The sequence below is a fragment of the Nocardia sp. NPDC055053 genome, from assembly GCF_053608285.1.
This window is the reverse complement of sequence record NZ_JBSGVD010000048.1, coordinates 12,300-37,363: the sequence shown is the minus strand read 5'-3', so window position 1 is coordinate 37,363 and position 25,064 is coordinate 12,300. Positions and strand designations below refer to the sequence as shown.

Here is a 25,064-nt window from a genome sequence, read left to right as displayed (position 1 = left end):
CGCACACAATGCGCGGCCGCAACCGGCTTTTTAAGTGCTCATTTGGTGAGCACTTTGTGGCGGATCATGGTTCGCATGAGCATCGAATACATCACCTGCGCCGGCGCGAGCGAATGGGAATCGTGGCTGGCCGCCCATCACGAGACCGCGGGTGAGGTCTGGGTGCGGATCGCCAAGAAGGGTGCGCCTTCGCCGTCGGTGACGATCACCGAAACCCTGGACGGTGCTTTGTGTTACGGCTGGATCGATAGCCATCGCCGCGGGCTCGATGCCAACCACTACCTGCAGCGTTACTCGCCGCGGCGGGCGCGTAGCCCGTGGTCGCAGGTCAATGTCGCCAAAGCCGAGGCCCTCATCGCGGCCGGGCGGATGCAGACCGCAGGGTTCGCGGCGATCGAGGAAGCCGTCGCCGATGGGCGATGGGCGGGTGCGTACGAGCGTCAGCGCACCGCCGAGACGCCCGCCGACCTCGTCACCGCGCTCGCCGCCGCGCCCGCAGCACAAGCCGCCTACGCCGCACTCGGCCGCTCCGATCAGTACCGGCTATTTCTGCCGATCCTCAAGGCGACGACCCCCGCCGAACGTGCGACGCGGGTTGCCCAGGCAGTCAACGCTTTGTAGCGCAACGAAATCGTTCGTGCGAGCATTCGCCACCGGTACGCGAGCTGGACCCCGGCCGGGCCGATCTTGCGGTGCGATGGCCGGACCATCGGGAACGGGCGGTGCGATGGCCGAACCATCGGCCGGGCCGAACGTGCGGTGCGCTGGCGGAACCATCCGCCGAGCCGAACGGGCGGTGTCCGCAAGCAGCAGCCGCGCCGGCCAGGCCGTCAGACCTCTTTGACCAATATCGCGCGGGTGTAGAGCAGCGAGAAGCCTTGGCCTTGCGCATTCTGTTGCGACTTGGAGCCGGGTTGGGTCGTGATCACCGCCAGGTCGCAGCCCGCTGCCGCAGCCTCGGTCAGGCGAGCGGACAGGAGTGCGGTCTGGACGCCCCGCCTGCGGTGGGTGGGAAGCGTCGCGGCCCCAGCCAGAGCCGCGATACCACCATCGGTGCGCATGCTCGCACCTCCGGCCGGTTCCCCATCGCGGAAGGCCAGGTAGCGACGGGTGTCGTTGGCGGAAGCCATGTCTCGCATCACGTCGGCGATGGCGTCACGCGGAAATTCCTCATGTGACGGGGCGCCGTCCTCATCCGGATGAGCGAACCCGTCGACAACGACATCGAGCCAGACATCGATCTCATCCCCCTCGTCGCGCCGCACCTCGACCTGCTCCGGCCCCACCCATGTCCGCCCATCCAACTCGACCCCGAGCACATTCTCGAACGACATCAACCGATACCCCCGCCCGGTCAATTCAGCCGCGATCCGCGGATCCGCCAACTGCGCCAATTCCACCTGCACCGGCGCCCCCACATCCGCAAAAGCCCTTTCGACCTCCTCCCACTCCCCCACCGAAGGCACCCCGCCGAACCCAACTCCCACCACCTTGTTCAGCGGCGACCCAGCCCCCGCAAAACACGCCGCCCCACCGCCGAACGCCCGCACGAACCCACCCGGCCCCCGACGCATCCCCACCTCCGCCGCACCGACAATGGCCTCGGTCTCCACCCGCTCGATCCGAGCCGCCAACCCGACCCCACAGAACAACGCACTTTCGCTCATCAGCCAGTTATATATCCCCTGTCCAGCGCGTTTCGCGATCACGCCCGTCCGTTATCCCGGTCCAGCGCATCCGGCCCGAATAGGCTGCACTACACAACTTCCCGACTCCGACGACGGCGGCGATCATCAACTCGACCTTCCCACCGATGACCCCGGCACGACTGACGCGGGCGGAGATCTCCTTGCGCGGCTTGGCCGTCGGAGACGCTTTCGGCGCCTGCGCGGCAGCCGATCCCGTCGTCGCGACCACCGACCCACTTCCGCCCGGCCCCTGGTTATGGACCGACGACACCAAGATGGCCTGCTCGATCGTCGACATCCTCGCGAGGTACGGGCGCATCGATCAAGATGCCCTGGCCGCGTCCTTCGTCACCCACTACGACATCTACCGGCGATACGGCCCGGGAACCAACCGCATTCTCCGCCTCATCCGCGCCGGCCGCGGTACCTGGCGAGACCTCGCGCCGCAAGCCCGCGGCGGGCAGGGGTCATGGGGCAACGGAGCCGCCATGCGAGTCGCGCCACTCGGCGCGTACTACGCCGACGACCTGGACCGCGTGATCACCGAGGCTGCCGCTTCCGCCGAGGTGACCCACACCCACCCTGAGGGCATCGCGGGAGCGATCGCCGTCGCGGTCGCCACGGCAACCGCAGCCACCTTCTCGTCCACCGAAGAATGGCTGTCCCTGGTCATCGAGCACACCCCGGAAAGCGCCGTCCGCCGAGGGATTAGACACGCCATAGACCTCCTGACCAACCCCGATCCACACCTCGCGGCATCCGAACTCGGCAACGGCACACAAACCTCGGCAGCCGACACCGTCCCCTTCTGCCTCTGGGCAGCAGCCCAGCACCCGACAGACTTCGCCCGCGCCCTCCGCACAGCCGCAGCCACCGGCGGTGACACCGACACCCTCTGCGCCATCATCGGCGGAATCCTCGCCACACGAACCCCACCGCCCCCGGAATGGACCACCCGCTCCGAACCCCTCCCCACCTGGCTCGCACCCTGAACCAAGATCACCACGCTGTGGTGGCGGGCCGCTCTCGGCCGATGCCGCCACCACAGCGTGGTGATCAACTGTTCAGTACGGCGCCACTGGCGGTGAGGGCCGAGTGGATGCGGTCGAGGATGACGTGGGGGCGGCGGTAGAGGAGGTTTGCGCTGACGCGGATGATTTGCCAGCCGTGTTCGGCGAGGATCGCTGAACGATCGATGTCCTTCGTGCGCTGGGCCGGGTCGGTCCAGTGGTGGGCGCCGTCGTATTCGACGGCGACTCGCCATTGCCGCCAGCCCATGTCGAGGCGGGCGAGGAATCCACCACCGGTGTCGCGGACCACGACCTGGGTGGTGGGCGCCGGGAGACCGCTGTGGACGATCAACAATCTGGTGAGTGATTCCGGGGGTGATTCGGCGCCCGGGTCAACCAGCGGCATAACCCTCCGCACCTGCGTGCAACCGCGCTCACCCAGATGTTCGGCGGCGAACGAGGTGACGGCATCAGGGGCGAGTTTTGTTGCCCGGCACAGGGCGTCGAGTACCGGTATTGCGCTGCGCGTGGGGAGGCCACGCGCAAGGTCGAAGGCTGTTCGTTTCGGCGTCGTCACAGGAAATCCGTCGACGATGCACTGTTCGTGCTCGGCTATCCGAGCTTGACGAGTGCTGATCCACTCGGGCGGTCGGCGATAGGTCGGCAAGGCGATCTCGGCAGGAAACTCCGCATCGATCCATTCGGTTCCGAACATCGCGGCAGCCGAATACCCGACGAGCACCCCGTCCCCTTTAGTCCAATGCACCGCCGCCTTAGCGCGCCCCACCGCATCGAGTCGAAGCCCACGCGGAACATAAACATCCTGCGCGATCCGCTCGAAGTCGTGCCGCAATTGCCACCGCGTCACCACCCCCGCGGCCACCGCCCACGACCCGACAAACCCCTCCCCGAATACCCCCATACCCAGGCATGATGCCCCACCGAACCGACAAACAACCGAACCCCGCCGCGCCAACTCGGCTGGACAGTTGATCACCACGCCGTGGTGGCGGGCAGCTCTCGGCCGATGCCGCCACCACAGCGTGGTGATCAAGCGTCCAGCGCTCGAGGGCTAGTGGGTGGGGCGCCAGGGGATTCGGCCGTTGCCGTCGCCGGTGTGGGTCCGTTGTTCGGACCAGTTCCAGAGGGGTTGGAGGGATTCGGCTAGGAGGGCGCCTTCGGTGGTTAGTTCGTAGGCGCCGCGGGGGGCGTTTTTGGTGGTCAGGCCGGCGGATTGGAGTTGTTGCAGGCGGTCGGAGAGCATGCTCGACGAGCAATTTCCCATGCGGCGGCGGAGGTCGAGGAAGCCGAGGGGGCCTGGTTCGAGTTCCCAGATGACGCGCAGCATCCAGCGCTGACCGAGGAGGTCGATCGCGGCAAGGATCTTCTGGGAGGGTTCGGTGGCGTCGCCATCCCCTGTTGCGCTTCTCATTCAGAAGCACGATAGTTGCTTCTGAATCAGAAGCATCTGGACGGCTCGGGGACGGCGGAAGGAGAACGATCGTGGATTCGACGGGGCAGCGGGTGGTGCTGGTGACGGGGGCCTCGCGGGGGATCGGGGCGGAGGCTGCCGCGCAGTTCGGCGCGGCGGGGGCGCAGGTGATCGTGAACTTCCGGGAGAAGCGCAAGCGGGCGCAGACCGTGGTGGACGGGATCGTCGCTGCCGGAGGTAGTGCGTCGGCGCTCGGTGCGGATGTGTCGGATCCGGATGATGTTGCGGCGATGGTCGCGGAGATCGGGCGGACGTTCGGGCGGCTGGACACCTTGGTGCTCAATGCTTCCGGTGGGCTCGAACGGGATGCCGATCCCGGGTACGCGCTGCGGCTCAACCGCGATGCGCAGGTGAATCTGGCGACGGCCGTGCTGCCGTTGATGCCCGTGGGTGGACGGATCGTGTTCGTCACCAGCCATCAGGCGCACTTCATCCACGAGAAAGACGACGTGCCACAGGGTTACGCGCCGATCGCGAGGAGCAAGCGGGCGGGCGAGGACGCGCTGCGAGCGCTGATTCCCGAATTCCAGGAGCGCGGAATCGGTTTCACGGTGGTGTCCGGCGACATGATCGACGGGACGATTATCGTCCGCCTATTGGAACGGCGTGACCCGAGCAGTGTCGAGTCACGCCGTGCAGCAGGACCGCTGCCCACCGTCGAGGATTTCGCGCGAGTGATCGTTCGGGCGGGCGGCGAAGCAGTCGCCGACGGCCACACGTACTTCGTCGGCGGAGATGACTACCTCGCCACCGGTGCGCTCACGCGGTGACGAACGATGTGGCCGGCCTCTCCGAGAACGCCGAACGGCGTGGCCCGAGGTTCGGGTCACGCCGTTAGGGGTGTGCGTCAGGCCGAGGCGGTGGCGGAGGCTTCTCGTTGGAGTTCGAGGGCGATGTCGATGAGTTGGTCTTCCTGGCCGCCGACGAGTTTGCGCTTGCCCGCGCGGACGAGCATTTCGGCGGCGGAGACGCCGTAGCGTTCGGCTTGGCGTTCGGCGTGGCGCAGGAAGCTGGAGTAGACGCCCGCGTAGCCCATCATCAGGGCCTGGCGGTCGAGGAGGCATTCCGAGGGCATGGCCGGGCGGACGACGTCCTCGGCTGCGTCGGTGACGGCGAAGAAGTCGACGCCGGTCTTGATTCCGAGCTTGTCGCAGACGCCGATGAACGCCTCGACCGGCAGGTTGCCCGCGCCGGCGCCGAAGCGCCGAGCCGAGCCGTCGATCTGGGTGGCGCCGGCGCGCACGGCGTAGACCGAGTTCGCCACGGCGAGGCCGAGGTTCTCGTGGCCGTGGAAGCCCACCTGGGCGTCGTCGCCGAGTTCGGCGACCAGGGCCGCGACGCGGTCCGAAACCTGCTCGAGGACGAGGGCGCCCGCGGAATCGACGACGTAGACACATTGGCAGCCCGCGTCGGCCATGATCCGGGCCTGCTTGGCCAGGTTCTCCGGCGTGGTGGAGTGGGCCATCATGAGGAATCCGACGGTCTCCAGGCCGAGTTCGCGCGCGAGACCGAAATGCTGGATCGAGACATCCGCCTCGGTGCAGTGGGTGGCGATCCGGCAGATGGACGCGCCGTTGTCCTGGGAGATCTTGATGTCTTCCTTGACGCCGACGCCCGGCAGCATGAGGAAGGCGATCTTGGCCTGCTTGGCGGTCTCGGCCGCGGCCTTGATCAGTTCCTGCTCAGGGGTTTTGGAGAACCCGTAGTTGAACGAGGAACCACCCAGGCCGTCGCCGTGGGTCACCTCGATGACCGGGACGCCCGAACCGTCAAGGGCGGCAACGATGTTACGCACCTCGTCCACGGTGAACTGGTGGCGCTTGTGATGTGAGCCGTCGCGCAGCGAGGTGTCGGTGACACGCACATCGAGTTCGCCCGAGAAGGGCTTCAGGATATTGCTCATGGTCGAATCTCCTTACACCCGAGCCGAGATGATCTGATCGGCCAGCACATCACCGACGCGGGTCGCGGCGGCGGTCATGATGTCGAGGTTGCCCGCGTAGGGCGGCAGGAAGTCGCCCGCGCCTTCGACCTCGACGAAGATCGACACCTTCGCCATGCCACCGGAGATCACCGACGGGTCGTCGAACTGCGGATCGTTGAGCAGCCGGTATCCGGGCACGTATTCCTGGATCGACTTCTCCATGGCGACGATGCTCTCGGCGATGGCATCGCGATCGGCGTCTTCGGGGATGGAGCAGAAGATGGTGTCGCGCATGATCATCGGCGGCTCGGCGGGATTCAGGATGATGATGGCCTTGCCCCGCTGGGCGCCGCCGATGGTCTCGACACCCTTGGAGGTGGTTTTGGTGAACTCGTCGATGTTCGCGCGAGTGCCCGGACCGGCCGATACCGAGGACACCGACGCCACGATCTCGGCGTAGGCCACCGGCACGACCCGCGACACGGCCGCCACCATGGGAATGGTGGCCTGGCCACCGCAGGTAATCATGTTGACGTTCGGCGCGTCGCGCAGTGAATCCAGGTTCACCGGGGGGATCACGGCCGGGCCGACCGCGGCGGGGGTGAGGTCGACGGCGCGGATGCCGGCGGCCTCGTATTTCGGCGCGTAGGCGCGGTGCACGTAGGCGGAGGTGGCCTCGAACAGCAGATCCGGCTTCTCGTCGAGGGCGAGCAGCCAGTCCGCGCCCTCGGCGGAGGTTTCCAGACCCAGCCCGCTCGCCCGCTTCAGTCCCTCCGAATCGGGGTCGATGCCGATCATCCAGCGCGGCTCGATCTTGTCCGAGCGCAGCAGTTTGTACAGCAGATCGGTGCTGATGTTGCCGGACCCCACGATCGCGGCGGTGACTTTGCTGGTCACGGTGTACTCCTTGGGAAGTCTGGTTCAGCTGAAACGCAAACGGACGGAACCGAGTCCGGTGAACTCGGCGAGGAAGTCGTCACCGGGACGCGCGTCGATGGCGCGGGTGCAGGAACCGGGCAGCACGATGTCGCCCTTCTTGAGCCGCACCCCGAAGCTCGCGACCTTGCGAGCCAGCCAGGCGACGGCGATCAGCGGATCGCCAAGGACCGCGTCACTGCGACCTTCGGCGACGACCTCACCGTTGCGGGTGAGTACGGCATCGATCGCGGTGATGTCGATATCGCCGGGGGCGACCCGTTCCTTGCCGAGGACGAACCCGGCCGAGGAGGCGTTGTCGGAGATGGTGTCGGCCAGGCCGATCTTCCAGTCCTTGATGCGTGAATCGATCAGCTCGATCGCGGGCGCGTAGGCGACGGTCGCGGCGAGGACATCGGCCTCGGTGCAGTCCGCGCCGGGCAGATCGGCGCCGAGCACGAAACCGACCTCGACCTCCACCCGCGGCAGCAGGAACTTCGAGGTGTCGACGGGGACGTCCTCGAAGACCTCCATCTCGGCGAGCAGATGACCGTAGTCGGGCTCGTCGACCCCCATCATCTGCTGCATCGCCTTCGACGACAGCCCGACCTTGTGGCCGACGACCTTCGCGCCCGACTTCAGCCGGCGCTGGATGTTGAGCAGCTGGATCTCGTAGGCGTCGACCACGTCGATGTCGGGAAACCGGTCGACGAGCGGCGAAACTGCCACACGTTCTTCCTCGGCACGGGTCAGTTCATCGGCGAGTTGAGTTCGTACCGCGTCAGGCAGCACGCGGACCTCCTTGGCAGCACGGTCGGTAGGTGTATACAGCGCGGCCCTGACTCAGCTGATCGAGCCAAACCCGCACAGCCGGTTGGACTAGGCCACGGCCGGTGCGGCTGGACACCGGCCGGAAGGCGACGCCACACGGCCCGCAGGACCAAGCAGCACAGCCCGTAGGTTCCGGACGTCAAAACTGTAACCGGTTGCGTCCTTCTCCGTCAGCCGTTCACCTGACAATACAACGCACCCGCGGGTGATTTCTATAACACGTTCCACCGATATCAAGGGCAAACCGCGACGCCCACGGGAAGGAGTGCCGTTTTGCTCGCCAAACATCGGACCACTTCTATAACGTGTTCTACATGAGTGATCGGGAATACGATGTGGTGGTGGTCGGTAGCGGCGCCGCCGGGATGACGGCCGCCCTCGCCGCGGCCCACAACGGACTGAGCGTTGTGCTGCTGGAGAAGGCCGCCCACTACGGTGGGTCGACCGCCCGATCCGGCGGCGGCGTCTGGATTCCGGGCAACAAGGCGCTGAAGGCCTCGGGGCGCCCCGACGACCGCGAGGACGCGCGCACCTACCTGCACAGCATCATCGGCGACGTGGTGCCCGCGGAGAAGATCGACACCTACCTCGATCGCGGCGCCGAGGCCTTCGACTTCGTCCTCGATCACACCCCGCTGAAGATGAAGTGGGTTCCCGGCTACTCCGACTACTACCCGGAGGCTCCTGGCGGCCTCGGCGAGGGACGTTCGTGCGAGCCGACGCCGTTCAACGGCAAGGTGCTCGGCGCGGAACTGGCCAACCTCGAACCGCCCTATGCGAAGGCGCCACTGAACGTGGTCGTCATGCAGGCCGACTTCGTGCGGCTCAACCTGATCAAGCGCCACCCCAAGGGCATGATGCGGGCACTGCGCGTCGGCGCCCGCACCTACCTGGCCAAGTTCACCGGCAAGCACCTGCTCGGCATGGGTCAGGCGATCATCGCCGCCATGCGCAAGGGCCTGCTCGACGCGGGTGTTCCGGTGCTGCTGAACACCCCGCTCACCGATCTGGTGGTCACCGACGGCCGGGTCACCGGGGTCAAGGCCACCGTCGACGGCGAGCCGGTCACCTTCACCGCGCGCTACGGCGTCGTCCTCGGCAGCGGCGGGTTCGAGCACAACGCCGACATGCGCGCCAAGTACCAGCGACAGCCGATAACCACTGAGTGGACAACGGGCGCCGCGGCCAACACCGGCGATGGCATCGTCGCGGGCATGGCAGTGGGAGCGACGGTCGGATTCATGGAGGACGCCTGGTGGGGTCCGACCATCTTCAAGGGCGGCAAGCCCTGGTTCGCGCTGGCCGAGCGCAATCTGCCCGGCACCATCATGGTCAACGACCGGGGCGAGCGGTTCGGCAACGAGTCGGCGCCGTACGTCGAGGCGGTGCACACCATGTACGGCGGCGAGTACGGCCAGGGCGCCGGCCCCGGCGAGAACATCCCGGCCTGGCTGGTGTTCGACCAGCGCTACCGCAACCGCTACATCTTCGCCGGTCTGCAGCCGGGTCAGCGTTTCCCGTCGCGCTGGCTGGAGAACGACAACATCGTCAAGGCCGACACCATCGAGGAACTGGCCGGCAAGATCGGCGTCCCGGCCGAGAACCTCACCGCCACGGTGGAACGGTTCAACGGCTTCGCCGCCGCGGGCAAGGACGAGGACTTCGGCCGCGGCAACAGCCACTACGACCGCTACTACGGCGACCCGACCGTGAAGCCCAACCCGTGCCTGGCCGAACTGTCGCATGGCCCGTTCTACGCGGCCAAGATGGTGCCGGGCGACCTCGGCACCAAGGGCGGCCTGGTCACCGATACCGCCGGTCGTGTGCTGCGTGAAGACGATTCGGTGATCGACGGCCTCTACGCCGCGGGCAACTCCAGCGCGCCGGTGATGGGCCACACCTACGCCGGTCCCGGCGCCACCATCGGCCCCGCGATCACCTTCGCCTACCTCGCGGTGCTCGACATCGTCGCCGCGAAGAAGGCGAAAGCCGCCGCGTGACGATCGACCACACCCCGACCTCGCAGGAGTAAGCAATGCCCATCGACCTCCAGACCGCGCTCGGCGCGCCGACGCCTACGCGGGAGTTCAGCTGGACGCCCACCGACGTGCAGCTCTACCACCTCGGCCTCGGCGCCGGTGCGCATCCGACGGACCCGGTCGAGTTGACCTACCTCGACGATCGGGCGCCCCAGGTGCTGCCCACGTTCGCGCCGGTCGCCCCGACCCTGCGCGAGAGCGAGGCGCCGCGGGTCAGCTTCCCCGGCATCGAGATCGATCTGGCCAAGGTCGTACACGGACACCAGGAAGTGGTGGTGCACAAGCCGATTCCGGCCAGCGGCAAGGCGACCAGCACCGGCCGGATCAGCGAGATCTGGGACAAGGGCGCCAATGCGGTGATCGTCCGGGAGGACACCGTGGTCGGCTCCGACGGCGAACCGCTGTGGACGGTCCGGTCCTCGATCTTCGCCAGGGGCGAGGGCGGTTTCGGCGGTGAGCGCGGCCCGAGTGCCAAGGCCGTGCTGCCGGATCGGGCGCCCGACGCGGAGCTCATCACGCCGACGCTGCCGCAGCAGGCCCTGCTCTACCGCCTCTGCGGTGACCGCAATCCCTTGCACTCGGATCCCGAATTCGCCAAGGGCGCGGGCTTTCCCGCGCCGATCCTGCATGGCCTGTGCACCTACGGTGTGGTCTGCAAGGCGCTCACCGATGGCCTGCTCGACGGTGACGCGAGCCGGGTCGGTGGCTTCCGGGCCAAGTTCGCCGGGGTGCTGTATCCGGGCGAGACGCTGCGGATCAAGGTGTGGCGCGAGGGTGACGAGCTGATCGGCGCCGCCACCGTGGTCGAACGCGAGGACGCGCCGGTGCTCGGCGACATCGCCCTGCGCATCGCCTGAGTCGAGGAACGACGCCCGCCGGTCACCGCGACCGGCGGGCATTTCTTCGTTGAGCCCCCAGGCCAGTGGTTGTGCCGTTGCGCTACGCCGTCGATACCGGTGGCGCGACCGCGCGGTACGCACGCAACGGCTTCGCGACGCTGGTCGGTCCGCACGTCTGGCGTCGCGAGTCAGTCCGTCGGCACCTGTTCGGCGGTCCTGCCGTTGCCGACCAGCCCACCGACCAGCAGCGCGTAGATCAACATGATCAGCACCGGCGCGGCCAGCGGCGCCCAGACCAGTTCCACCGGGACCAGAGCGGCGGTAGCCGCCGCGATGGTGAACAGCACCGCGCCGCCGACCGACGGAATCGTCGTCGGCACAACACCTTCGGGTGCGTGCAGGACGGCCGCGTTGAGCAGGTAGGTGGTCGCCACCAACCCCGTCGCGGCGGCGGTGATCACGCCGACATCGGAGAACGCGAGCGCCGCGATCGCCACCAGCACCGCGCCGATCGCGGCGGGCCGCCACCACCAGCTGATCACCACGAGCGCGAGCGCCGCGACCCCGGCGAACGGATTGATCAGCGCGACCGCGGCGACCAGCAGCAGACCGGCGAGCAGGGCAAGGAATCTGATCATCGGCGCACCCGCACTGTTCGGCGATGGTCGGGTAGCAGGCGCATGGCCTGATCGAGCCTGGTGTCGGCGGGCCAGGCGATGATGTCGACGCCGACGGTGCCCATGTCGCGATACATCGAGGCGCGCTCGAGCTGCCACATCTTGGCCATGGTCGGGTCGAGGCCCTCCTCGAACGGCGTGCCGCGCAGGACGTCGACCGCGATCACCACGTGGCCGCGTTTGCGCAGGTCGATCAAGGCCAGCGCGAACTGGGTGTCGAGCAGCGTGGAGAAGGCGACGACGATCGCGCCGATCGGCACCGCGGCGTGCGGGGCGAGCGTGCCGGTGGTCTCGACGTGCTCGTCGCCGACGCCGAGCACGGTGTCGACGATCCGGTAGAACTGCCTGCGGCCGATATCGGGGCGCAGCCAGCGCGGCGAATCACCAAGGCAGACCACGGCGGTGCGGTCACCGGCTTGCAGGGTGGACTGCACCACCTGCGCGGCGCCGCGCACCGACAGTTCCAGCGAGGCGGTGGCGGGGCCGGGCGCCTGCTGGGAGGTATCGACCAGGACGACCACGTCGGCGGATCGGTTGGTGAAGCGTTCGGTGACGTAGAGCCTGCCCCGGCGCGCGCTCACCGCCCAGTTGACGGTGCGCAGCTGGTCGCCGGGCGCGAAGGCGCGGATGTCGGCGTATTCGACGCCGGGACCGTGCTTTCGGGTCAGGTGGGTGCCGATCCGGTCGGGAAGTTCGGTGCGCGGCAAGCGCATCCGCTGCGGATCGGCGATCGGGTACACATACAGCTTGGCCGCGGGCAGCTCGGCGGTGGCGATCGCGAGCCCGGCCGGGCTCAGCGCGGACACCTTGACCTGCACCGGATATCGGCCCCAGCGCGCCGCCGAGAGCGCCAGCTGCATGCCGGCGGGCGCACCGCCGGAGTCGTGCGACTCCTCGACCTCGATCTCGAGACCGGTCAGCGGCAGCGCCGTCATCCGCAGCAGCGCGTGCCCGCTCTCGACGAAGGCGGCGGCATTGCAGCCGACCACCTCGCCCTCGAAGCAGCGCACGGTGCCGCTGCCGTCGACCTGGATCCTGGTCGGGTTCTGCTGCCACGGCGCGGTGGCGAGCACGCCGAGCATCGGCGCGGCGAACACCACCAGCTGCCACTGTCCGCGCAACACCGCGACGACCAGCGCCGCCGCGGCACACCCGGCCAGGATGAACACCAGCGGGGCGGGCCGCCAGCGCAGGTCGACCTCGACCGTCCTGGATTCGTCGCGGTGCTTCATGTGCTGGTGGCGCGGGGCACCGGTAGCCGGCGCAGTAGCTCGGCGATGACGTCCTCACCCCGGATGCGGCGCACCCACATCTCCGGACGCAGGGTGATGCGGTGAGCCATCGCGGGCACCGCCAGCGCCTTCACGTCCTCGGGGATCACATAGTCGCGCCCGAGCAACAGCGCGCGGGCTCGCGACATCTGCACCAGATCGAGTTCGGCGCGCGGGCTGGCGCCGACCTCGACCTGCGGGTGGCTGCGCGTCGCCGAGGCGAGCGCGACCACGTAGTTCACGACATCGGGATGCACGGTGACGAACTCGACCGACTGGCGCATCTCCATCAGACCCTGCGCGTCGACGACCTGGCCGACCTGCGGCGGCGTCGCGCCGCGTTCCAGCCTGCGCCGGATCATCTGGGTCTCGTCCTGCTCGGACAGGTAGCCGAGGCGCAGCTGGATGGCGAAACGGTCGAGCTGGGCCTCCGGCAGCGGGTAGGTGCCCTCGTACTCGATCGGGTTGTCGGTGGCCAGCACGATGAAAGGCTGTGGGAGCAGGAAGGTTTCGCCGTCGATGCTCACCTGCCCCTCGGCCATGGCCTCCAGCAGCGCCGCCTGCGTCTTGGGCGGGGTGCGGTTGATCTCGTCGGCGAGCAGGACATTCGTGAAAACCGGACCGCGACGGAAATTGAAACGGCCCGACGACATGTCGTAGATCGTCGAGCCGAGCAGGTCAGCGGGCAGTAAATCAGGCGTGAACTGCACGCGGGTGAAATCCAGGCCGAGCGCGGCCGCGAAGGACCGTGCGATCAGCGTCTTGCCCAGACCTGGCAGGTCCTCGATGAGGACATGTCCTCCGGACAGCACGGCGATCATGATGAGCTGCATCTCATCTCGCTTGCCGACCACGACTCGGCCCAGCTCACGCAGCACGGCGTCGGAGCGCTGGACGGTCACGTTCAACGGCATGGTCATCGGTGGACTTAACCCCTCACATCGTCTGCAATCGGCGCAGGATCTCGTCCAGCGCCTCCCTACCCGGTGCGCGACCGGTGTGGTCGCGCAATGCCGAGTTTGCCGGGTCGACCCAGCGCCACAACTCGGGACCGAACTGCAATTGCCCGGCAGCTTCGGTGGCCCTTCGGTTCTTGGCGACCCGCAGGCCGGTGGACAGTTCGAACTCCTTGGCGAGCAACGGCCGCAGGTGGCGGTCCCAGTCGGCGCGGGTGCCGTCGGCGCGCGCGGTCAGCATCTCGGCGCGCGCGTGCCAGCGGCCGAGCATCTCGGCCGGACCGTTGTCGATGTACTCGGTCAGCGGTTCCTCGCGCACCACGCGATGCCGCATCGACCAGAGCAGGGTCGCCAGCGCGATCGCGACCGGCAGCGCGACGGCGAGCAGCACCGCGTCGCGGGCCACCCGCACCAGTGCCACTTCGATCAGCAAAACGACGACGACCGCGGCCGCGATCACGGATGACCGATTCATGCTGTGACCCCCTGGCCTGCTCGGGCGCCCTGCGTGGTGACGCGCGCTGCCGCCTCCGAGCGCTGACCTCTCATGCCGCGACCAGCCTTCGTTGCAGATCCGAGAGCACGATGCGCAGCAGCTGCTCGGCGCGCATGCGCTGCCATTCGAGCATCGAGTGCGGGCTGAACCGCGCCTCCTCGAACAGCGCGACCAGCTCACGTGCCGAAGCATCGTGCAGTACACCGCTTTCGAACGCGCGGGCCAGCACTTCCATCGGGGTGTCCGAGGCCTGTGGGCGAGCGGCGCTGTCGCTGGACAGGCCGCGCTCCATGGCCACATAGCAGGCGATGATGGCCGTGCGCGGGTCCTGGCCTGGCGCGTTCATCGCGGCGAGGCCCATCTCCGCGGCCCTGGTGAGCGAGTCGACGGCGCTCGGCGCGGTGTCAGGGAGAGCGGGGGCGGCTGGGGCGTGTTCGCGGCGCGAGGCCAGCGCGACGACGATGAGTCCGAGCAGCGCCAGCGCGATCAGTACCAGGGCAAGCACGCCCGCGATCACCAGCGCGGTGCCGGTCAGCTCGGCGGGGCCGGTGCCGGGGTCGGGAGCGGGCGCGTCGGTCGGGGTCGGGACCGGGCCGGAGCCTTCGGGCAGAGTCTCCGAGGCCGGGCGCGTCGGCCCCGAGGCTCCCGGCAGCAGGAACAGCGCGGTCACACCACCTGCGAAGACCAGCGCGAGCACGGCGAGGACGAGCGGGCCGAGCAGTGCCAGCCTGCGCCACTGAAAACGGGGCGTCGCGTCGCGTTCGGCTTGCGGCATGGCCAGCGGGAGACGATGCTGGCTGGCGATCACTCCGGCGACCAGGATGACGATGGACACCAGCAGCAGCACCGGCATCACCGCCACCAGCAGTGGCGACGGGGTGCTGGTCGAGGATTCGGCGGCACCGGGGAGATAGCCCTGCAACGCGATCGTCGCAGCGACAAGCAGTGCGATCACGACGATCGCCCGCGCAATGGGCTGACTCACCCCGATCACAGCTGTACCACCAAACCCAGAGCCTGCACAAAACAGCCACATAGTTACACGCCGAGTGGTTCGCTCGGGAGGAAATCGATACTTTGGATAACCTCCCCTTTTATTGTCCCCCCGAATTCCGTGGCTTGTTACGCGGTGCGAACCATCGCGCCGTCGACCAGTGGCAACTCGCCGAGCCTGCTCGCCGTCCGGGCCAGGTCGGGGATCGCGGGAACTCCGGTGGTCAGCTCGGTTACCAGTTCGCGAGCGTGGATCGTGCACGGTAAGTCGGCGTCGTAGAGGACGTCGACGAGGTTCACCAGACGCATGGTCCAGTCCGGTGGCACCTCGCGCAGGGGCGGGACCGCGCGCAGGGTCCAGCGGTGGAATCGGCCGGTCAGGGCGAGGTAGTCGGCCGCGCTGGTCGGTGCGCCGCACAGCTGCTCGAAATCGAAGGTCACCGAGTCGGCGTCGACGGTGTGTGCCCGCACCGTGCGGCCGTTGCCAACAGGCAGGTCGACACCGGTCCGATCCCCTACGTCGGCGCCGGTCCGATCCCCTGCCTCGACGCTGGTCCGATGCACCGTGTCGATGCCGATACCGGCTGGGTGCGCCGGCTCGAGGACGTAGCGGCCCGAGACGAAACCGCTGTCGCGGCGGGCGCCGAGGGTCCGGTAGTCGAGTGGACCGTCGAGGGTGACGACGTCGAGGTTGGTCAGGATGCGCTCGATGGCCGGCACGAAACGGTCGTGGAACAGCGGGTTCGGCAGCAGGTCGCGGGGCGGGTAGTTCGAGGTGACCACGAGCGTGCGGTGCTGGGCGAACAGGGTGTCGAGCAGGCGGGCCACGAGCATGGCGTCGCCGATGTCGTTGACGTGGAACTCGTCGAAGCACACCAGGTCGGCGTCGGCGAGCAGGGCGGCGACGGCCCGTTCGATCGAGCCGAGCTCGTGTGCCGCCGCGTGCAGGGCGGCGAAGAAGCTGTGGAAATGGAAGCGGCGCTTGCGGTCGGAGCCGACGCTCGCGAAGAAGCGGTCCATCACCATCGTCTTGCCACGGCCTGGCCTGCCGTGCAGGTAGACGCCCTGGTGCCGCTTGCGCGGGCGGGCGTGCCGGTCGAGCAGGGCGGCGAGCACGTCGGCCGCCGCCGCCTGGGCCGGGTCGAGAACCACCGTGCCGGAATTCATCGCAACCTCCTTGTCCTCTACAGTTGTAGAGGACGGCCCGGCAGCCGACCAGAGAAGGTGACGATGTCCACAGACAGGCGCGGCCAGATCGTGACTGGCGCAATCGATCTCATCGCGACGCGCGGCATCCGCGCGCTCACCCATCGCGCGGTCGATACCCAGCTCGAGCTGCCCGCGGGCTCGACCTCCTATTACTTCCGCACCAGACATGCCCTGATCGAGGCGGTCGCCGACGGCATCACCGCCAGGTCACGCGCGGATTTCGCGGCCGCACAGCGCGATCCGACGGCCGACATTGCCCGCGACATCGCCGCGTGGCTCGATCACCTGCTGAAACATCGGCGCAACGAGCTGATCGCCCGGCACGCGCTGATTATCGAGACGCTCTCCGACCCCGACCTGCACGCACGCCTGGCGGGCAGCCTGTTCTCCCTGGATCGCGCCACCGAGCTGTTCACCGCACTCGGCGCCCCCGACCCCGCGACCGCGGCAGGAGACTTCCTCGCGCTGCTGGAGGGACTGGTCTTCGACCGCTTCGCCGGTCTGCGCGCGGATCAGCCCGCGACCGTCGAGCAGCTGGCCAGGCCACTCTCACAGTTTCTGGCGAACGCCAGTTGTGACTATTCCCAGCCCAATTCCGAATAGGGCGCGGCGGAATTGAGCGCGGCAATTCCGAGCGCCGAATATTCGATCAGGTCGGCGGGGAGATCATTCAGTGGAAACCATTGCAGCGCATAGCATTTGTCGGGCTCCCGATTGAAAGGCTCGCCCCGCCAGCGCTCGGCGCGAAAGAACAGGCCGAGCCGCGAATCGCGCCCTGGGGCGGTCACATGGGCGACGTGGACGAGCCGGAGAGCGGCGGGCTCGAGCTCGACCCCGATCTCCTCCATGGCTTCGCGAACCGCGCCCACCGCCGCGGACTCGCCCGCTTCGAGCTTGCCCGAGGGCAGATGCCAGCGGTTGTCGTACTTGTCGCCGCTGCGGCGCAGGCTCAGCAGGATCCGATCGTCGCGGATCAGCAGGATGTGGACATCGACCAGGTGGCGTGCGATCACCGTGCCGAGCCTACGAAACGTGCCCGGGGTGGGTGAGAATCGGTGGATGCCGAGCGAGAACCTCATGCTGATCCACGATCCCGAACGACTGGCCCGCGGCGAACGGGTACTCGGCGCCGAGTTCGCCGCGATGCACGAGCGGGTGCTCGCGGTGACCGCGCTGACCTCCCGCCTCAACACCACGCCCTTCGAGGACGAGGCGGCGAAGGCCGCGCTCTTCGAGCAGATCCTCGGCGGCCCGCTCCCGGCGGGCGTCACCATCTACCCGCCCTTCTACACCGACCACGGGCTGAACCTGGAGCTGGCGGAACGGGTGTTCGTCAACCAGGGGTGCACGTTTCTCGACTACGCGGGCATCCGGCTTGGCCGGGGCGTGATGATCGGCCCGAAGGCCACGCTGATCACCATGAGCCATCCGGTCGACCCCGGGGAGCGACGCAAGTACCTCACGGGCGGGCCGATCGACGTCGCGGAGAACGTGTGGATCGGCGCGGGCGCGACGATTCTGCCCGGGGTGCGCATCGGGCGCGACGCCGTGATCGCCGCGGGCGCCGTCGTGGCCGACGACGTGCCCGCGGCGAGCCTGGTGACCGGTCCCAAAGGCACCGTGCACCGCAGCTGGTAGCCGGCTAGGCGTACCTCCGCATGCGCTCCGGCCATGCGCGAAAGACTGAGGATCGCTGCGCGCCTGCGCCTGTCAGGCCGTGAGCACCAGCCCCGAGGTGGGGACGCCGGTGCCTGCGGTGACGAGGATGCGTTCGAGCTCGTCGACCTGGTTGACCGAGGTGCCACGGATCTGGCGAACCGCCTCGGCGATGCCGTTCATGCCGTGGATGTAGGCCTCGCCCAGCTGGCCGCCGTGGGTGTTGAGCGGGAGCCTGCCGCCGATCTCGATGGCGCCGTCGGCGATGAAGTCCTTGGCCTCGCCACGGCCGCAGAAGCCCAGTTCCTCGAGCTGCATGAGCACGAACGGGGTGAAGTGGTCGTAGAGGATCGCGGCCTGCATATCGGCGGCGGTCAGGCCGCTCTGAGCCCACAGCTGGTCACCGACGAGGCCCATTTCCGGCAGGCCGGTCATGGCGTCGCGGTAGTAGCTGGTCATCACGTACTGGTCGACGCCGCTGCCCTGGGCTGCGGCCGCGATGATCGCGGGGCGCTGCGGGAGGTCGCGGGCGCGTTCGGCGCTGGTGACCACGATGGCGACGCCGCCGTCGGATTCCTGGCAGCAGTCGAGCAGGTGCAGCGGTTCGGCGATCCAGCGCGAATCCTGGTGCTGTTCCAGCGTGATCGGCTTGCCGTAGAAGAAGGCGTTCGGGTTCACCGCGGCGTGCTTGCGGTCGGCCACCGCGACGGCGCCGAAGTCGGCACTGGTCGCGCCGGTGACGTGCATGTACCGGCGCGCGACCATGGCGACCTGCGCGGCGGGAGTGCCGAGACCCTGCGGATAGGCCCACCCCGCGTCGATGCCCGATGACGTAGGCGCGGCCGCCAGCGCGGGCGAGAACTGGCCGAACCTGGCGCCGGAGCGCTCGTTGAACGCGCGGTAGGCGACCACCACATCGGCGACCCCGGTGGCCACCGCCATGGCCGCCTGCTGCACGGTCGCGCAGGCCGCGCCACCGCCATAACCGATGTGGCTGAAGAACTTCAGGCTCGGGATGCCGACGGCCCTGGCCACGGCGGCCTGGGTGTTGGTGTCCATGGTGAAGGTGGTCAGGCCGTCGACGTCGGCGGGCGTGAGGCCCGCGTCGGCCAGCGCGGCGCTGACGGCCTCCGCGGCCAACCGCAATTCGCTGCGGCCGGAGTCCTTCGAGAAGTCGGTGGCGCCGATGCCGACGATGGCGGCTTGCCCGGACAGGCCGGGCCCGCCCGTCACCCGACCGCCGCCCCTCACGGAATCGCTGCGCGATGCGGTACTCATTTTTGCTCCAGAGAGGGAAGGGCGATCACCGTGGTGGCCGTGATGTGCTCGCCGAGACTGTCGCGACCACGCACGTCGATGGTGACCTGCGCGCCGGACACTTCGGTGACGGTGCCCGAAAGGGTCAGCGTGTCACCGGAATACAGCGGCACGCCTAATCGCAGGGCGATGGACTTCACCAGCGCGCGCGGTCCAGCCCAGTCGGTGACGAAACGCTGCACCAAGCCGGTGTCGGTGAGGATATTGACGAAGATGTCGCTGGAACCGCGCTCGACCGCCTTGTCGCGGTCGTGGTGCACGTCCTGAAAATCCCTGGTGGCCAGGGCGGTACTGATCACGAAGGTGGGATCGGCGTGGATCACCAGCTCCGGCAGCGTGGTACCGACCGCGACGGCGGTGGGTTCGGTCGTTGCGGTCACAGCGCGGCCTCCCAGTAGGGCAGAACGGTTCCGTCGGCGAGCTTTTCGAAGGCGACGCGGACGGGCACGCCGATGGCGACCTCGCCCGGTTCGATGCCGCGCAGCTCACCGAGCATCCGCACACCCTCGTCGAGTTCGACAAGGGCGACGACGAACGGCAGATCGCGGCCTGGCACCTTCGGCGCGTGGTGCACGACGAAGCTGAACACGGTGCCGGTGCCTGCGGCGACCACGTAGTCGGTGGTCTCGGCCTTGTCCTGCCACAGGGCCGGGACCGGCGGGTGCCGCAGCGAACCGTCGGGCAGGCGCTGGATGCGCAGCTCACCGATTTCGGTACCGGCCCAGAAGAACTCGGTGTCCCTCGAGATGACCGGACCGACGCGACCGGCGGGCGCGAGGGCGATGTCGCTCGCTTCCGGCGCTGCCGCTTCCTTCGCGGCGGGCGCGAACTTCAGGATGCGGAACAGCATCTCGGTGACCACCTCGTCGCCGACGGACCAGGTGGTGGCGAAGGTCAGGAACCAGCCGTCACCGAGCCCGGTCCGCTTGGGGCCCTTGAACTCCGAGAGTCTGCTGGCGACGGTCACCTCCTCGCCCGGCTGGAGGTAACGGTGGTAGGTCTGCTCGCAGTTGGTGCCGACGACGGAGGTGTAGCCCGCCTCATCGAGCAGCTGCGTGGCCAGGCCGAGCGGATCGTCGGCGGCGCGCACGCCGTGCAGGCCGTTCATCGTCCACACCTGCGCCATGGCGGGCGGGGCGACGATGCCGGGGTGACCGGCGGCCTTCGCGGCGGCTTCGTCGACGTAGATCGGGTTGGTGTCGCCGATCGCCTCGACCCAGTTGTTGATCATAGGCTGGTTCACCGGGTCGCGACCGGCCCGCGGTGCGGACTCACCGCCCGCCGCCAGTTTCGCCAGTGCCTCTGGAATGTCTTCGGGGGTAATGCTTTCCGGCACGCCCTGCTCCTTAGTTCATCGGGGGACGCGCGGCAGTTCCAGGCCGGCGGAGGCGACCAGTTCGCGCATGATCTCGTTGACGCCGCCGCCGAAGGTGACGACCAGGTTCTGCTTGGTGCGCCGGTCCAGCCAGCTGAGCAGTTCGGCGGTGCCGGGCTCGGCGGGATCGCCGTAGCGGCCGACGATCTCCTCGACCACCCGGCCCGCTTCCTGCAGCGACTCGGTGGAGAAGATCTTGGTGGCCGAGGCGTCGGCGATCACGGTGTTCTGCGCGGCGTCCGGGTCGGCGGCGGCGACCTGCCAGTTCAGCAACTCGTTGAGCCGCACCATGGTGCGCACCCGGCCCAGCGCGCGGCGCACCTCGGGCTCGCCGAGCAGCTGGTGCCGCGCCGACCAGTCGTGCAGGCGATCGTAGAGCTGCTCGATCTTGCCCGACGGGCCGAGGCTGACCCGCTCGTGGTTGAGCTGGGTGGTGATCAGGCGCCAGCCGCGGTTCTCCTCGCCGACCAGCATCTCCGCCGGTACCCGCACGTCGTCGAAGTAGGTGGCGTTGGTGTGGTGGGCGCCGTCGCAGGTGATGATCGGGGTCCAGGAGTAGCCCGGGTCCTTGGTATCGACGATCAGGATGGTGATACCGCGGTGGCGTGACTCCACCGAGCCGGTGCGGCAGGCCAGCCAGACGTAGTCGGCCTCGTGCGCGCCGGTGGTGAAGATCTTCTGGCCGTTGACGATCCAGTCGCCGCTGTCGTCGCGCACCGCGGTGGTGCGCAGCGCGGCGAGGTCGGTGCCCGCTTCGGGTTCGGAGTAGCCGATCGCGAAATGGATGTCACCGGACAGGATTCCGGGCAGGAATTTCTGTTTCTGCGCGTCGGTGCCGTACTTCTGCAGGGTCGGGCCGACGGTCAGCAGCGTCACCAGCGGCAGCGGCACATCGGCGCGCACCGCCTCGTTGAAGAAGATCTGCTGTTCCATCGGGCCGAAACCCTGGCCGCCGAATTCCTTCGGCCAGCCGACGCCGAGCCAGCCGTCGCGGCCCATCCGGCGCACCACCTCGCGGTAGGCGTCGCCGTGCCGGTTGACCGCCATCGCGGCGTGTTCCTCCGGCGTGACGAGATCGGCGAAATAGGAACGCAATTCTTCGCGCAACCGCCGCTGCTCGGCGGTCAGATCGATGAACATCTTGCTCCCAGAAGGTCGAGGCGCAGGCCCGCGCCGCCGAGCAGACGGGCGAGGTCTTTGGCCTGTGAGTAGTAGCGGTGCATCGGGTGGGTGATATCCACGCCGAGTCCACCGTGCAGGTGATGACATTTCTGCATGGCGCGCGGAACTTCGGCGGCCGCCCAGTAGGCGAGCACCTCGATGTCCTCGTCGACGCGGCTCTGATGCTCGGGCGACGAATCGTCCTGGGCCAGCGCCCAGCACGCCGATTCGGCGGCCACGTGCAGCGTCCGCGAGACCACGTACAGGTCGGCGATCTGCTGGGCCACCGCCTGGAACTCGGCCAGCGGCCTGCCGAACTGCTCGCGCGTGCGCACATGTTCGGCGGTCAGGGTGAGCGCGCCTTTGAGCAGGCCGTCGGCGACCGCGCCGATGGTGGCCAGCGCGTAGCGGTGCAGCCGGGGCAGCACCTCGGCGGGCAGCAGCTGATCGGCCGGGATCTCGACGTCGTCGAGGACCAGCGTCGCCTCCGGAATACCGGCCGACCCGGCGACCGGGATGATCCGGAGCCCCGGCGCGACCGATTCCACCAGCGCGACGCCCGCGTCGGTGGGCACCAGGATCCAGCGCGCCTGCTCGGCGTAGATCACGCCGACCTTACGGCCGGTGATCCGCACGGTGTCACCGTCGCGGACCGCCTTGGTGGTCGGCGCGGTCGTGAACGGCGCACCCGGCTCGCTGAGCGCGGCGGTGAGCACGGTGCCCTTGCCCACCTCGGCGACCACGCGCCCGGCGAGCTCCTCCGACAGCGAGGGCAGCAGCGGCAGCACGCCGAACCCGAAGGTCGGCAGTGCCGGCACCGCCACCGCGTCGGTGGCCAGCTCCATGAGCAGGGCCGACACCTCCAGCAGGCCCATGCCGTCGCCGCCGAACTGCTCGGGCACGGCGACCGCGAGCAGGCCGGAGTCGATCAGGCTCGGCCACAATTCCATATCTCGGGCCTGCTCACGTTCGAGCAGGCTCACGACCACCTCGGCTACGGCGTCGGCGCTTTCGTCGCGGGTGAAGTCCACGGCGTCCTCTTTCATCGAGCTAACTGTCCGCATCGCGCGGCAGGCCGAGAATCCGTTCGGCGGCCACGGTCAACAGGATCTGCTCGGTACCGCCCGCGATGGAGAGACAGCGTGTGAGCAAGAATTCTTTCAGGGCTTCGTTGTCCAGGGAGCCTTCTTGTCCGGAAAGCTCCAGGGCGTACTCCGCCAGGTCCTGCCGGTGCCGGACACCGACGAGTTTGCGGACGCTGGCTTGGGCGCCCGCGTCGACTCCGGCCATGGTCGCCACCGCGATCCGCTGCTCCAGCAACGAGCCTGCGATCGAGGAGGTGATCAGGTCGCCGAAGCGGTCCTCACGCAGTTCAGTTCCCCATCCGCCGACCGGGAAACGGTCGAGCAGCGCCTCCAGCGCGCCGCCGATTCCGCCGCCGCCCATGGCGACCCGCTCGGCCGACAGGGTGGTGCGCGCGATCTTCCAGCCGTTGTTCAGCGCGCCGACCAAGCCGTCGTCGGGCACGAAGACGTCGTCGAGGAAGACCTCGCTGAAGCGTTCCTCACCGGTGATCGTGACCAGCGGGCGTACCTGCACGCCTGCGGCGCGCATGTCGACGAGGAAGTAGCTGATCCCGCGGTGCTTGGCCGCGGCGGGATCGGTCCGGGCCAGGCAGATGCCCCAGTTCGCGATCGTCCCCAGCGACGTCCACACCTTCTGGCCGCGCAGCACCCAGCCGCCGTCGACCTTCTCGGCCGTGGTGCGCAGAGCCGCGAGGTCCGAGCCGGCGCCCGGTTCGCTGAACAGCTGACACCAGGTCACCTCGCCGTGCAGGGTCGGCCAGACGAACTGTTCGATCTGCTCCGGCGTACCGAAGCGCAGCAGGGTCGGCACCGCCCAGCCCGCGACGGCGAGGTCGGGGGTCTCCAGGTCGGCGCGGCGCAGCTGTTCGGCGATCTGCAAGCAGGTCATCGGATCGGCTTCACGCCCATACGGTTTCGGCCAGTGCGGCATCACGAAGCCGCCCTCGACCAGTGCGCGCTGCTGCTCCGCCTGCGCCAGCGCGGCGATGGCGGCGATCTCGGCGGTCAGCGCGGAATCGCCCGCGGCGGCACCGAGGACGCGCTCGGCGCCGGTGGTGCGGCGCTGCCCCGCCCTGGTGAGGTCGGAGACCCTGGCCCGCCAGCGCGCCGTTCCACCGAGCAGCTGGCGCAGCGAGCTGGCCCGGCGCAGGTAGAAGTGCGCGTCGTGTTCCCAAGTGAAGCCGATGCCGCCGAGCACCTGGATAGCGTCCTTGGCGGTGTCGACCGCGGCGTCGAGCGCTGCGGCCGCGGCGACGGCGGCGGCGATCGGCAGCTCGGCGCCGCCCTCGTCGATGGCGGCGGCCGCGTCGGCGGCGACGGCACGGATCAGCTCGGTGCGGCACAGCATCCAGGCGCAGATGTGCTTGATCGCCTGGAAACTGCCGATCGGCTTGCCGAACTGCTCACGGACCTTGGCGTAGTCGACCGCGGTGCGCAGGCACCAGCCCGCGATGCCTGCCAATTCGGCCACCGCGAGGGCGACGAACAGGTCGGTGACGTCGAGCTCAGGCGCGAAGCTCGACGACACCGCGACCCCGGCGGCCTCCACCCGCGCCAGCGGCACGGTGTGGTCGGCGTTGCGCAGCGGCGTGATTGTCACCACAGTGGGCGCGAGCAGCAACCAGCGCGTGCCGTCCGGTGTGCTCGCCGGCACCAGGACCTGAGTGTCCTTGTCGGCGCCGTAGACGTAGTCCCAGGCGCCGGTGACGGTCCAGCCGTCGGCGTCCGAACCCACCGCTGTGGCGGTCGGCCGCTCGCCGGGCACGGCGACACCGCACGGCGCACCGCCGGTCACCGCGCCCTGGGTGATCAGCCCGGCCAGGGCGGTGGCCAGCACCGGACCGCCGACCAGGTCGTCGGCGGTTTGTTCCAGCAGCACGGCCAGGTCGGCCACGGTGCCGCCCAAGCCGCCGTGCTCCTCGTCGAGCGCGACCTCGAAGAGGCCGAACTCGGTCAGCGCGGGCCAGTACTGGTGCCAGCTTCCGGCACCGCCGGCCCGCATTGTTGCAATCGGCGCGACCGAACTCGCCCAGCCCCGCAGCGACTCCGCGGCGGCTTTATGCTCGTCAGTGGTGGCGATGGTCACAAGAAAAACCGCCCTTCCGGCGTGGCTCCCACTCCTAGAACATG

26 protein-coding genes are annotated in these 25,064 nt (G+C 68.7%); 7 read left to right on the top strand and 19 right to left on the bottom strand.

From position 1 onward, the window contains the following. The coding region (locus ACWF82_RS31060; RefSeq protein ID WP_452506976.1) for a YdeI/OmpD-associated family protein at positions 1-621 on the top strand (621 nt) is incomplete at its 5' end. A gap of 209 nt (positions 622-830) precedes the next feature. Here the strand turns inward: ACWF82_RS31060 and ACWF82_RS31055 are convergent. Continuing rightward, positions 831-1,667: a GNAT family N-acetyltransferase gene (locus ACWF82_RS31055; protein ID WP_452506974.1), complete on the bottom strand. Its 837-nt coding sequence runs from the start codon at positions 1,665-1,667 to the stop codon at positions 831-833. A gap of 146 nt (positions 1,668-1,813) precedes the next feature. Between ACWF82_RS31055 and ACWF82_RS31050 the strand changes: the two genes are divergently transcribed. Further along, on the top strand, positions 1,814-2,680 hold the full coding sequence (locus ACWF82_RS31050) for an ADP-ribosylglycohydrolase family protein (protein ID WP_452506972.1): 867 nt from the start codon (positions 1,814-1,816) through the stop codon (positions 2,678-2,680). 64 nt (positions 2,681-2,744) lie between these two features. Here ACWF82_RS31050 and ACWF82_RS31045 read toward each other — a convergent pair whose 3' ends face one another. After that, positions 2,745-3,620 carry an endonuclease domain-containing protein gene (locus ACWF82_RS31045; protein ID WP_452506970.1) on the bottom strand — a complete coding sequence of 292 codons (876 nt, stop codon included), beginning with the start codon at positions 3,618-3,620 and terminating at the stop codon, positions 2,745-2,747. A gap of 150 nt (positions 3,621-3,770) precedes the next feature. After that, positions 3,771-4,130, bottom strand: coding sequence for a winged helix-turn-helix transcriptional regulator (locus ACWF82_RS31040; RefSeq protein WP_452506968.1), 360 nt, complete (start codon positions 4,128-4,130; stop codon positions 3,771-3,773). Between the two features lie 68 nt (positions 4,131-4,198). On the opposite strand from ACWF82_RS31040, the gene ACWF82_RS31035 reads away from it, so the two are divergent. Next, complete coding sequence (locus ACWF82_RS31035; RefSeq protein ID WP_452506978.1) at positions 4,199-4,960, top strand: SDR family oxidoreductase; 762 nt, start codon at positions 4,199-4,201, stop codon at positions 4,958-4,960. 77 nt (positions 4,961-5,037) lie between these two features. Here the strand turns inward: ACWF82_RS31035 and dmpG are convergent, their stop codons facing one another. The 3 genes from dmpG to ACWF82_RS31020 are packed head-to-tail and all read right to left on the bottom strand — an operon-like array spanning position 5,038 to position 7,821. After that, positions 5,038-6,093 (bottom strand): 4-hydroxy-2-oxovalerate aldolase, encoded by a 1,056-nt coding sequence (dmpG, locus tag ACWF82_RS31030; protein WP_452506966.1) that lies wholly within the window; start codon positions 6,091-6,093, stop codon positions 5,038-5,040. Positions 6,094-6,105: 12 nt separating this feature from the next. Further along, positions 6,106-7,011 (bottom strand): acetaldehyde dehydrogenase (acetylating), encoded by a 906-nt coding sequence (locus tag ACWF82_RS31025; protein ID WP_452506964.1) that lies wholly within the window; start codon positions 7,009-7,011, stop codon positions 6,106-6,108. 24 nt (positions 7,012-7,035) lie between these two features. After that, a complete protein-coding gene (locus ACWF82_RS31020; RefSeq protein ID WP_452506962.1) occupies positions 7,036-7,821 on the bottom strand; it encodes a 2-keto-4-pentenoate hydratase in 786 nt (261 codons plus the stop codon). Positions 7,822-8,174: 353 nt separating this feature from the next. Between ACWF82_RS31020 and kstD the strand changes: the two genes are divergently transcribed. Both kstD and ACWF82_RS31010 read left to right on the top strand, forming a co-directional pair. After that, on the top strand, positions 8,175-9,860 hold the full coding sequence (gene kstD / locus ACWF82_RS31015) for a 3-oxosteroid 1-dehydrogenase (protein ID WP_452506960.1): 1,686 nt from the start codon (positions 8,175-8,177) through the stop codon (positions 9,858-9,860). A gap of 35 nt (positions 9,861-9,895) precedes the next feature. Continuing rightward, the gene (locus ACWF82_RS31010; RefSeq protein WP_452506958.1) at positions 9,896-10,756 is read left to right on the top strand and encodes a MaoC/PaaZ C-terminal domain-containing protein; all 861 of its coding nucleotides are present in this window, start codon (positions 9,896-9,898) and stop codon (positions 10,754-10,756) included. A gap of 170 nt (positions 10,757-10,926) precedes the next feature. On the opposite strand, the gene ACWF82_RS31005 is transcribed toward ACWF82_RS31010, so the two are convergent. The 6 genes from ACWF82_RS31005 to zapE form a co-directional block, all read right to left on the bottom strand. Continuing rightward, the gene (locus tag ACWF82_RS31005) at positions 10,927-11,376 is read right to left on the bottom strand and encodes a hypothetical protein (RefSeq protein WP_452506956.1); all 450 of its coding nucleotides are present in this window, start codon (positions 11,374-11,376) and stop codon (positions 10,927-10,929) included. Then, a complete protein-coding gene (locus ACWF82_RS31000) occupies positions 11,373-12,647 on the bottom strand; it encodes a DUF58 domain-containing protein (protein ID WP_452506954.1) in 1,275 nt (424 codons plus the stop codon). The genes ACWF82_RS31005 and ACWF82_RS31000 overlap by 4 nt, the downstream gene beginning before the upstream one ends. Next, positions 12,644-13,606 carry an AAA family ATPase gene (locus tag ACWF82_RS30995; RefSeq protein ID WP_189029784.1) on the bottom strand — a complete coding sequence of 321 codons (963 nt, stop codon included), beginning with the start codon at positions 13,604-13,606 and terminating at the stop codon, positions 12,644-12,646. The genes ACWF82_RS31000 and ACWF82_RS30995 overlap by 4 nt, the downstream gene beginning before the upstream one ends. A 16-nt stretch (positions 13,607-13,622) precedes the next feature. Further along, entirely contained in the window at positions 13,623-14,117 is a 495-nt protein-coding gene (locus ACWF82_RS30990; RefSeq protein ID WP_452506952.1) for a hypothetical protein, read from the bottom strand. 70 nt (positions 14,118-14,187) lie between these two features. After that, positions 14,188-15,123, bottom strand: a complete 936-nt coding sequence (locus ACWF82_RS30985) for a DUF4129 domain-containing protein (protein ID WP_452506950.1) — start codon at positions 15,121-15,123, stop codon at positions 14,188-14,190. 137 nt (positions 15,124-15,260) lie between these two features. Further along, complete coding sequence (zapE, locus tag ACWF82_RS30980) at positions 15,261-16,298, bottom strand: cell division protein ZapE (protein ID WP_452506948.1); 1,038 nt, start codon at positions 16,296-16,298, stop codon at positions 15,261-15,263. A 90-nt stretch (positions 16,299-16,388) separates the two neighbouring features. Here zapE and ACWF82_RS30975 point away from each other — a divergent pair, with 90 nt between their 5' ends. Then, entirely contained in the window at positions 16,389-16,943 is a 555-nt protein-coding gene (locus ACWF82_RS30975; RefSeq protein ID WP_452506946.1) for a TetR/AcrR family transcriptional regulator, read from the top strand. Here ACWF82_RS30975 and ACWF82_RS30970 read toward each other — a convergent pair. After that, positions 16,919-17,353, bottom strand: coding sequence for an NUDIX hydrolase (locus tag ACWF82_RS30970; protein WP_452506944.1), 435 nt, complete (start codon positions 17,351-17,353; stop codon positions 16,919-16,921). The two genes, ACWF82_RS30975 and ACWF82_RS30970, sit on opposite strands and share 25 nt — an antisense overlap. 46 nt (positions 17,354-17,399) lie before the next feature. On the opposite strand from ACWF82_RS30970, the gene ACWF82_RS30965 reads away from it, so the two are divergent. Beyond that, complete coding sequence (locus tag ACWF82_RS30965) at positions 17,400-17,978, top strand: DapH/DapD/GlmU-related protein (protein ID WP_452506942.1); 579 nt, start codon at positions 17,400-17,402, stop codon at positions 17,976-17,978. A gap of 72 nt (positions 17,979-18,050) precedes the next feature. Here the strand turns inward: ACWF82_RS30965 and ACWF82_RS30960 are convergent, their stop codons facing one another. From ACWF82_RS30960 to ACWF82_RS30935, 6 genes are read right to left on the bottom strand one after another with little or no spacing between them, the layout of a single operon-like run. Continuing rightward, complete coding sequence (locus ACWF82_RS30960) at positions 18,051-19,274, bottom strand: lipid-transfer protein (RefSeq protein ID WP_452506940.1); 1,224 nt, start codon at positions 19,272-19,274, stop codon at positions 18,051-18,053. Then, positions 19,271-19,693, bottom strand: a complete 423-nt coding sequence (locus tag ACWF82_RS30955; RefSeq protein ID WP_452506939.1) for a MaoC family dehydratase — start codon at positions 19,691-19,693, stop codon at positions 19,271-19,273. The genes ACWF82_RS30960 and ACWF82_RS30955 overlap by 4 nt, the downstream gene beginning before the upstream one ends. Next, positions 19,690-20,649 (bottom strand): bifunctional MaoC family dehydratase N-terminal/OB-fold nucleic acid binding domain-containing protein, encoded by a 960-nt coding sequence (locus tag ACWF82_RS30950; protein WP_452506937.1) that lies wholly within the window; start codon positions 20,647-20,649, stop codon positions 19,690-19,692. The genes ACWF82_RS30955 and ACWF82_RS30950 overlap by 4 nt, the downstream gene beginning before the upstream one ends. Before the next feature lie 15 nt (positions 20,650-20,664). Next, positions 20,665-21,828, bottom strand: a complete 1,164-nt coding sequence (locus ACWF82_RS30945) for an acyl-CoA dehydrogenase family protein (protein WP_452506935.1) — start codon at positions 21,826-21,828, stop codon at positions 20,665-20,667. Next, complete coding sequence (locus ACWF82_RS30940; RefSeq protein ID WP_452506933.1) at positions 21,813-22,895, bottom strand: acyl-CoA dehydrogenase family protein; 1,083 nt, start codon at positions 22,893-22,895, stop codon at positions 21,813-21,815. Before ACWF82_RS30940 ends, ACWF82_RS30945 begins: the two co-directional genes overlap by 16 nt. A gap of 4 nt (positions 22,896-22,899) precedes the next feature. Further along, positions 22,900-25,020, bottom strand: coding sequence for an acyl-CoA dehydrogenase family protein (locus tag ACWF82_RS30935; protein ID WP_452506931.1), 2,121 nt, complete (start codon positions 25,018-25,020; stop codon positions 22,900-22,902). Between the last annotated feature and the right edge of the window lie 44 nt (positions 25,021-25,064).

Coding starts and splice junctions, on each gene's coding strand:
- ACWF82_RS31050 (WP_452506972.1), top strand. CDS start 1,814: ATGACCCCGGCACGACTGACGCGGGCGGAGATCTCCTTGCGCGGCTTG.
- zapE (WP_452506948.1), bottom strand. CDS start 16,298: ATGAATTCCGGCACGGTGGTTCTCGACCCGGCCCAGGCGGCGGCGGCC.
- ACWF82_RS31005 (WP_452506956.1), bottom strand. CDS start 11,376: ATGATCAGATTCCTTGCCCTGCTCGCCGGTCTGCTGCTGGTCGCCGCG.
- ACWF82_RS30995 (WP_189029784.1), bottom strand. CDS start 13,606: ATGACCATGCCGTTGAACGTGACCGTCCAGCGCTCCGACGCCGTGCTG.
- ACWF82_RS31040 (WP_452506968.1), bottom strand. CDS start 4,130: ATGAGAAGCGCAACAGGGGATGGCGACGCCACCGAACCCTCCCAGAAG.
- ACWF82_RS30965 (WP_452506942.1), top strand. CDS start 17,400: ATGCCGAGCGAGAACCTCATGCTGATCCACGATCCCGAACGACTGGCC.
- ACWF82_RS30945 (WP_452506935.1), bottom strand. CDS start 21,828: ATGTTCATCGATCTGACCGCCGAGCAGCGGCGGTTGCGCGAAGAATTG.
- ACWF82_RS30940 (WP_452506933.1), bottom strand. CDS start 22,895: ATGAAAGAGGACGCCGTGGACTTCACCCGCGACGAAAGCGCCGACGCC.
- kstD (WP_452506960.1), top strand. CDS start 8,175: ATGAGTGATCGGGAATACGATGTGGTGGTGGTCGGTAGCGGCGCCGCC.
- dmpG (WP_452506966.1), bottom strand. CDS start 6,093: ATGAGCAATATCCTGAAGCCCTTCTCGGGCGAACTCGATGTGCGTGTC.
- ACWF82_RS30990 (WP_452506952.1), bottom strand. CDS start 14,117: ATGAATCGGTCATCCGTGATCGCGGCCGCGGTCGTCGTCGTTTTGCTG.
- ACWF82_RS31055 (WP_452506974.1), bottom strand. CDS start 1,667: ATGAGCGAAAGTGCGTTGTTCTGTGGGGTCGGGTTGGCGGCTCGGATC.
- ACWF82_RS30960 (WP_452506940.1), bottom strand. CDS start 19,274: ATGAGTACCGCATCGCGCAGCGATTCCGTGAGGGGCGGCGGTCGGGTG.
- ACWF82_RS31045 (WP_452506970.1), bottom strand. CDS start 3,620: ATGGGGGTATTCGGGGAGGGGTTTGTCGGGTCGTGGGCGGTGGCCGCG.
- ACWF82_RS31000 (WP_452506954.1), bottom strand. CDS start 12,647: ATGAAGCACCGCGACGAATCCAGGACGGTCGAGGTCGACCTGCGCTGG.
- ACWF82_RS31010 (WP_452506958.1), top strand. CDS start 9,896: ATGCCCATCGACCTCCAGACCGCGCTCGGCGCGCCGACGCCTACGCGG.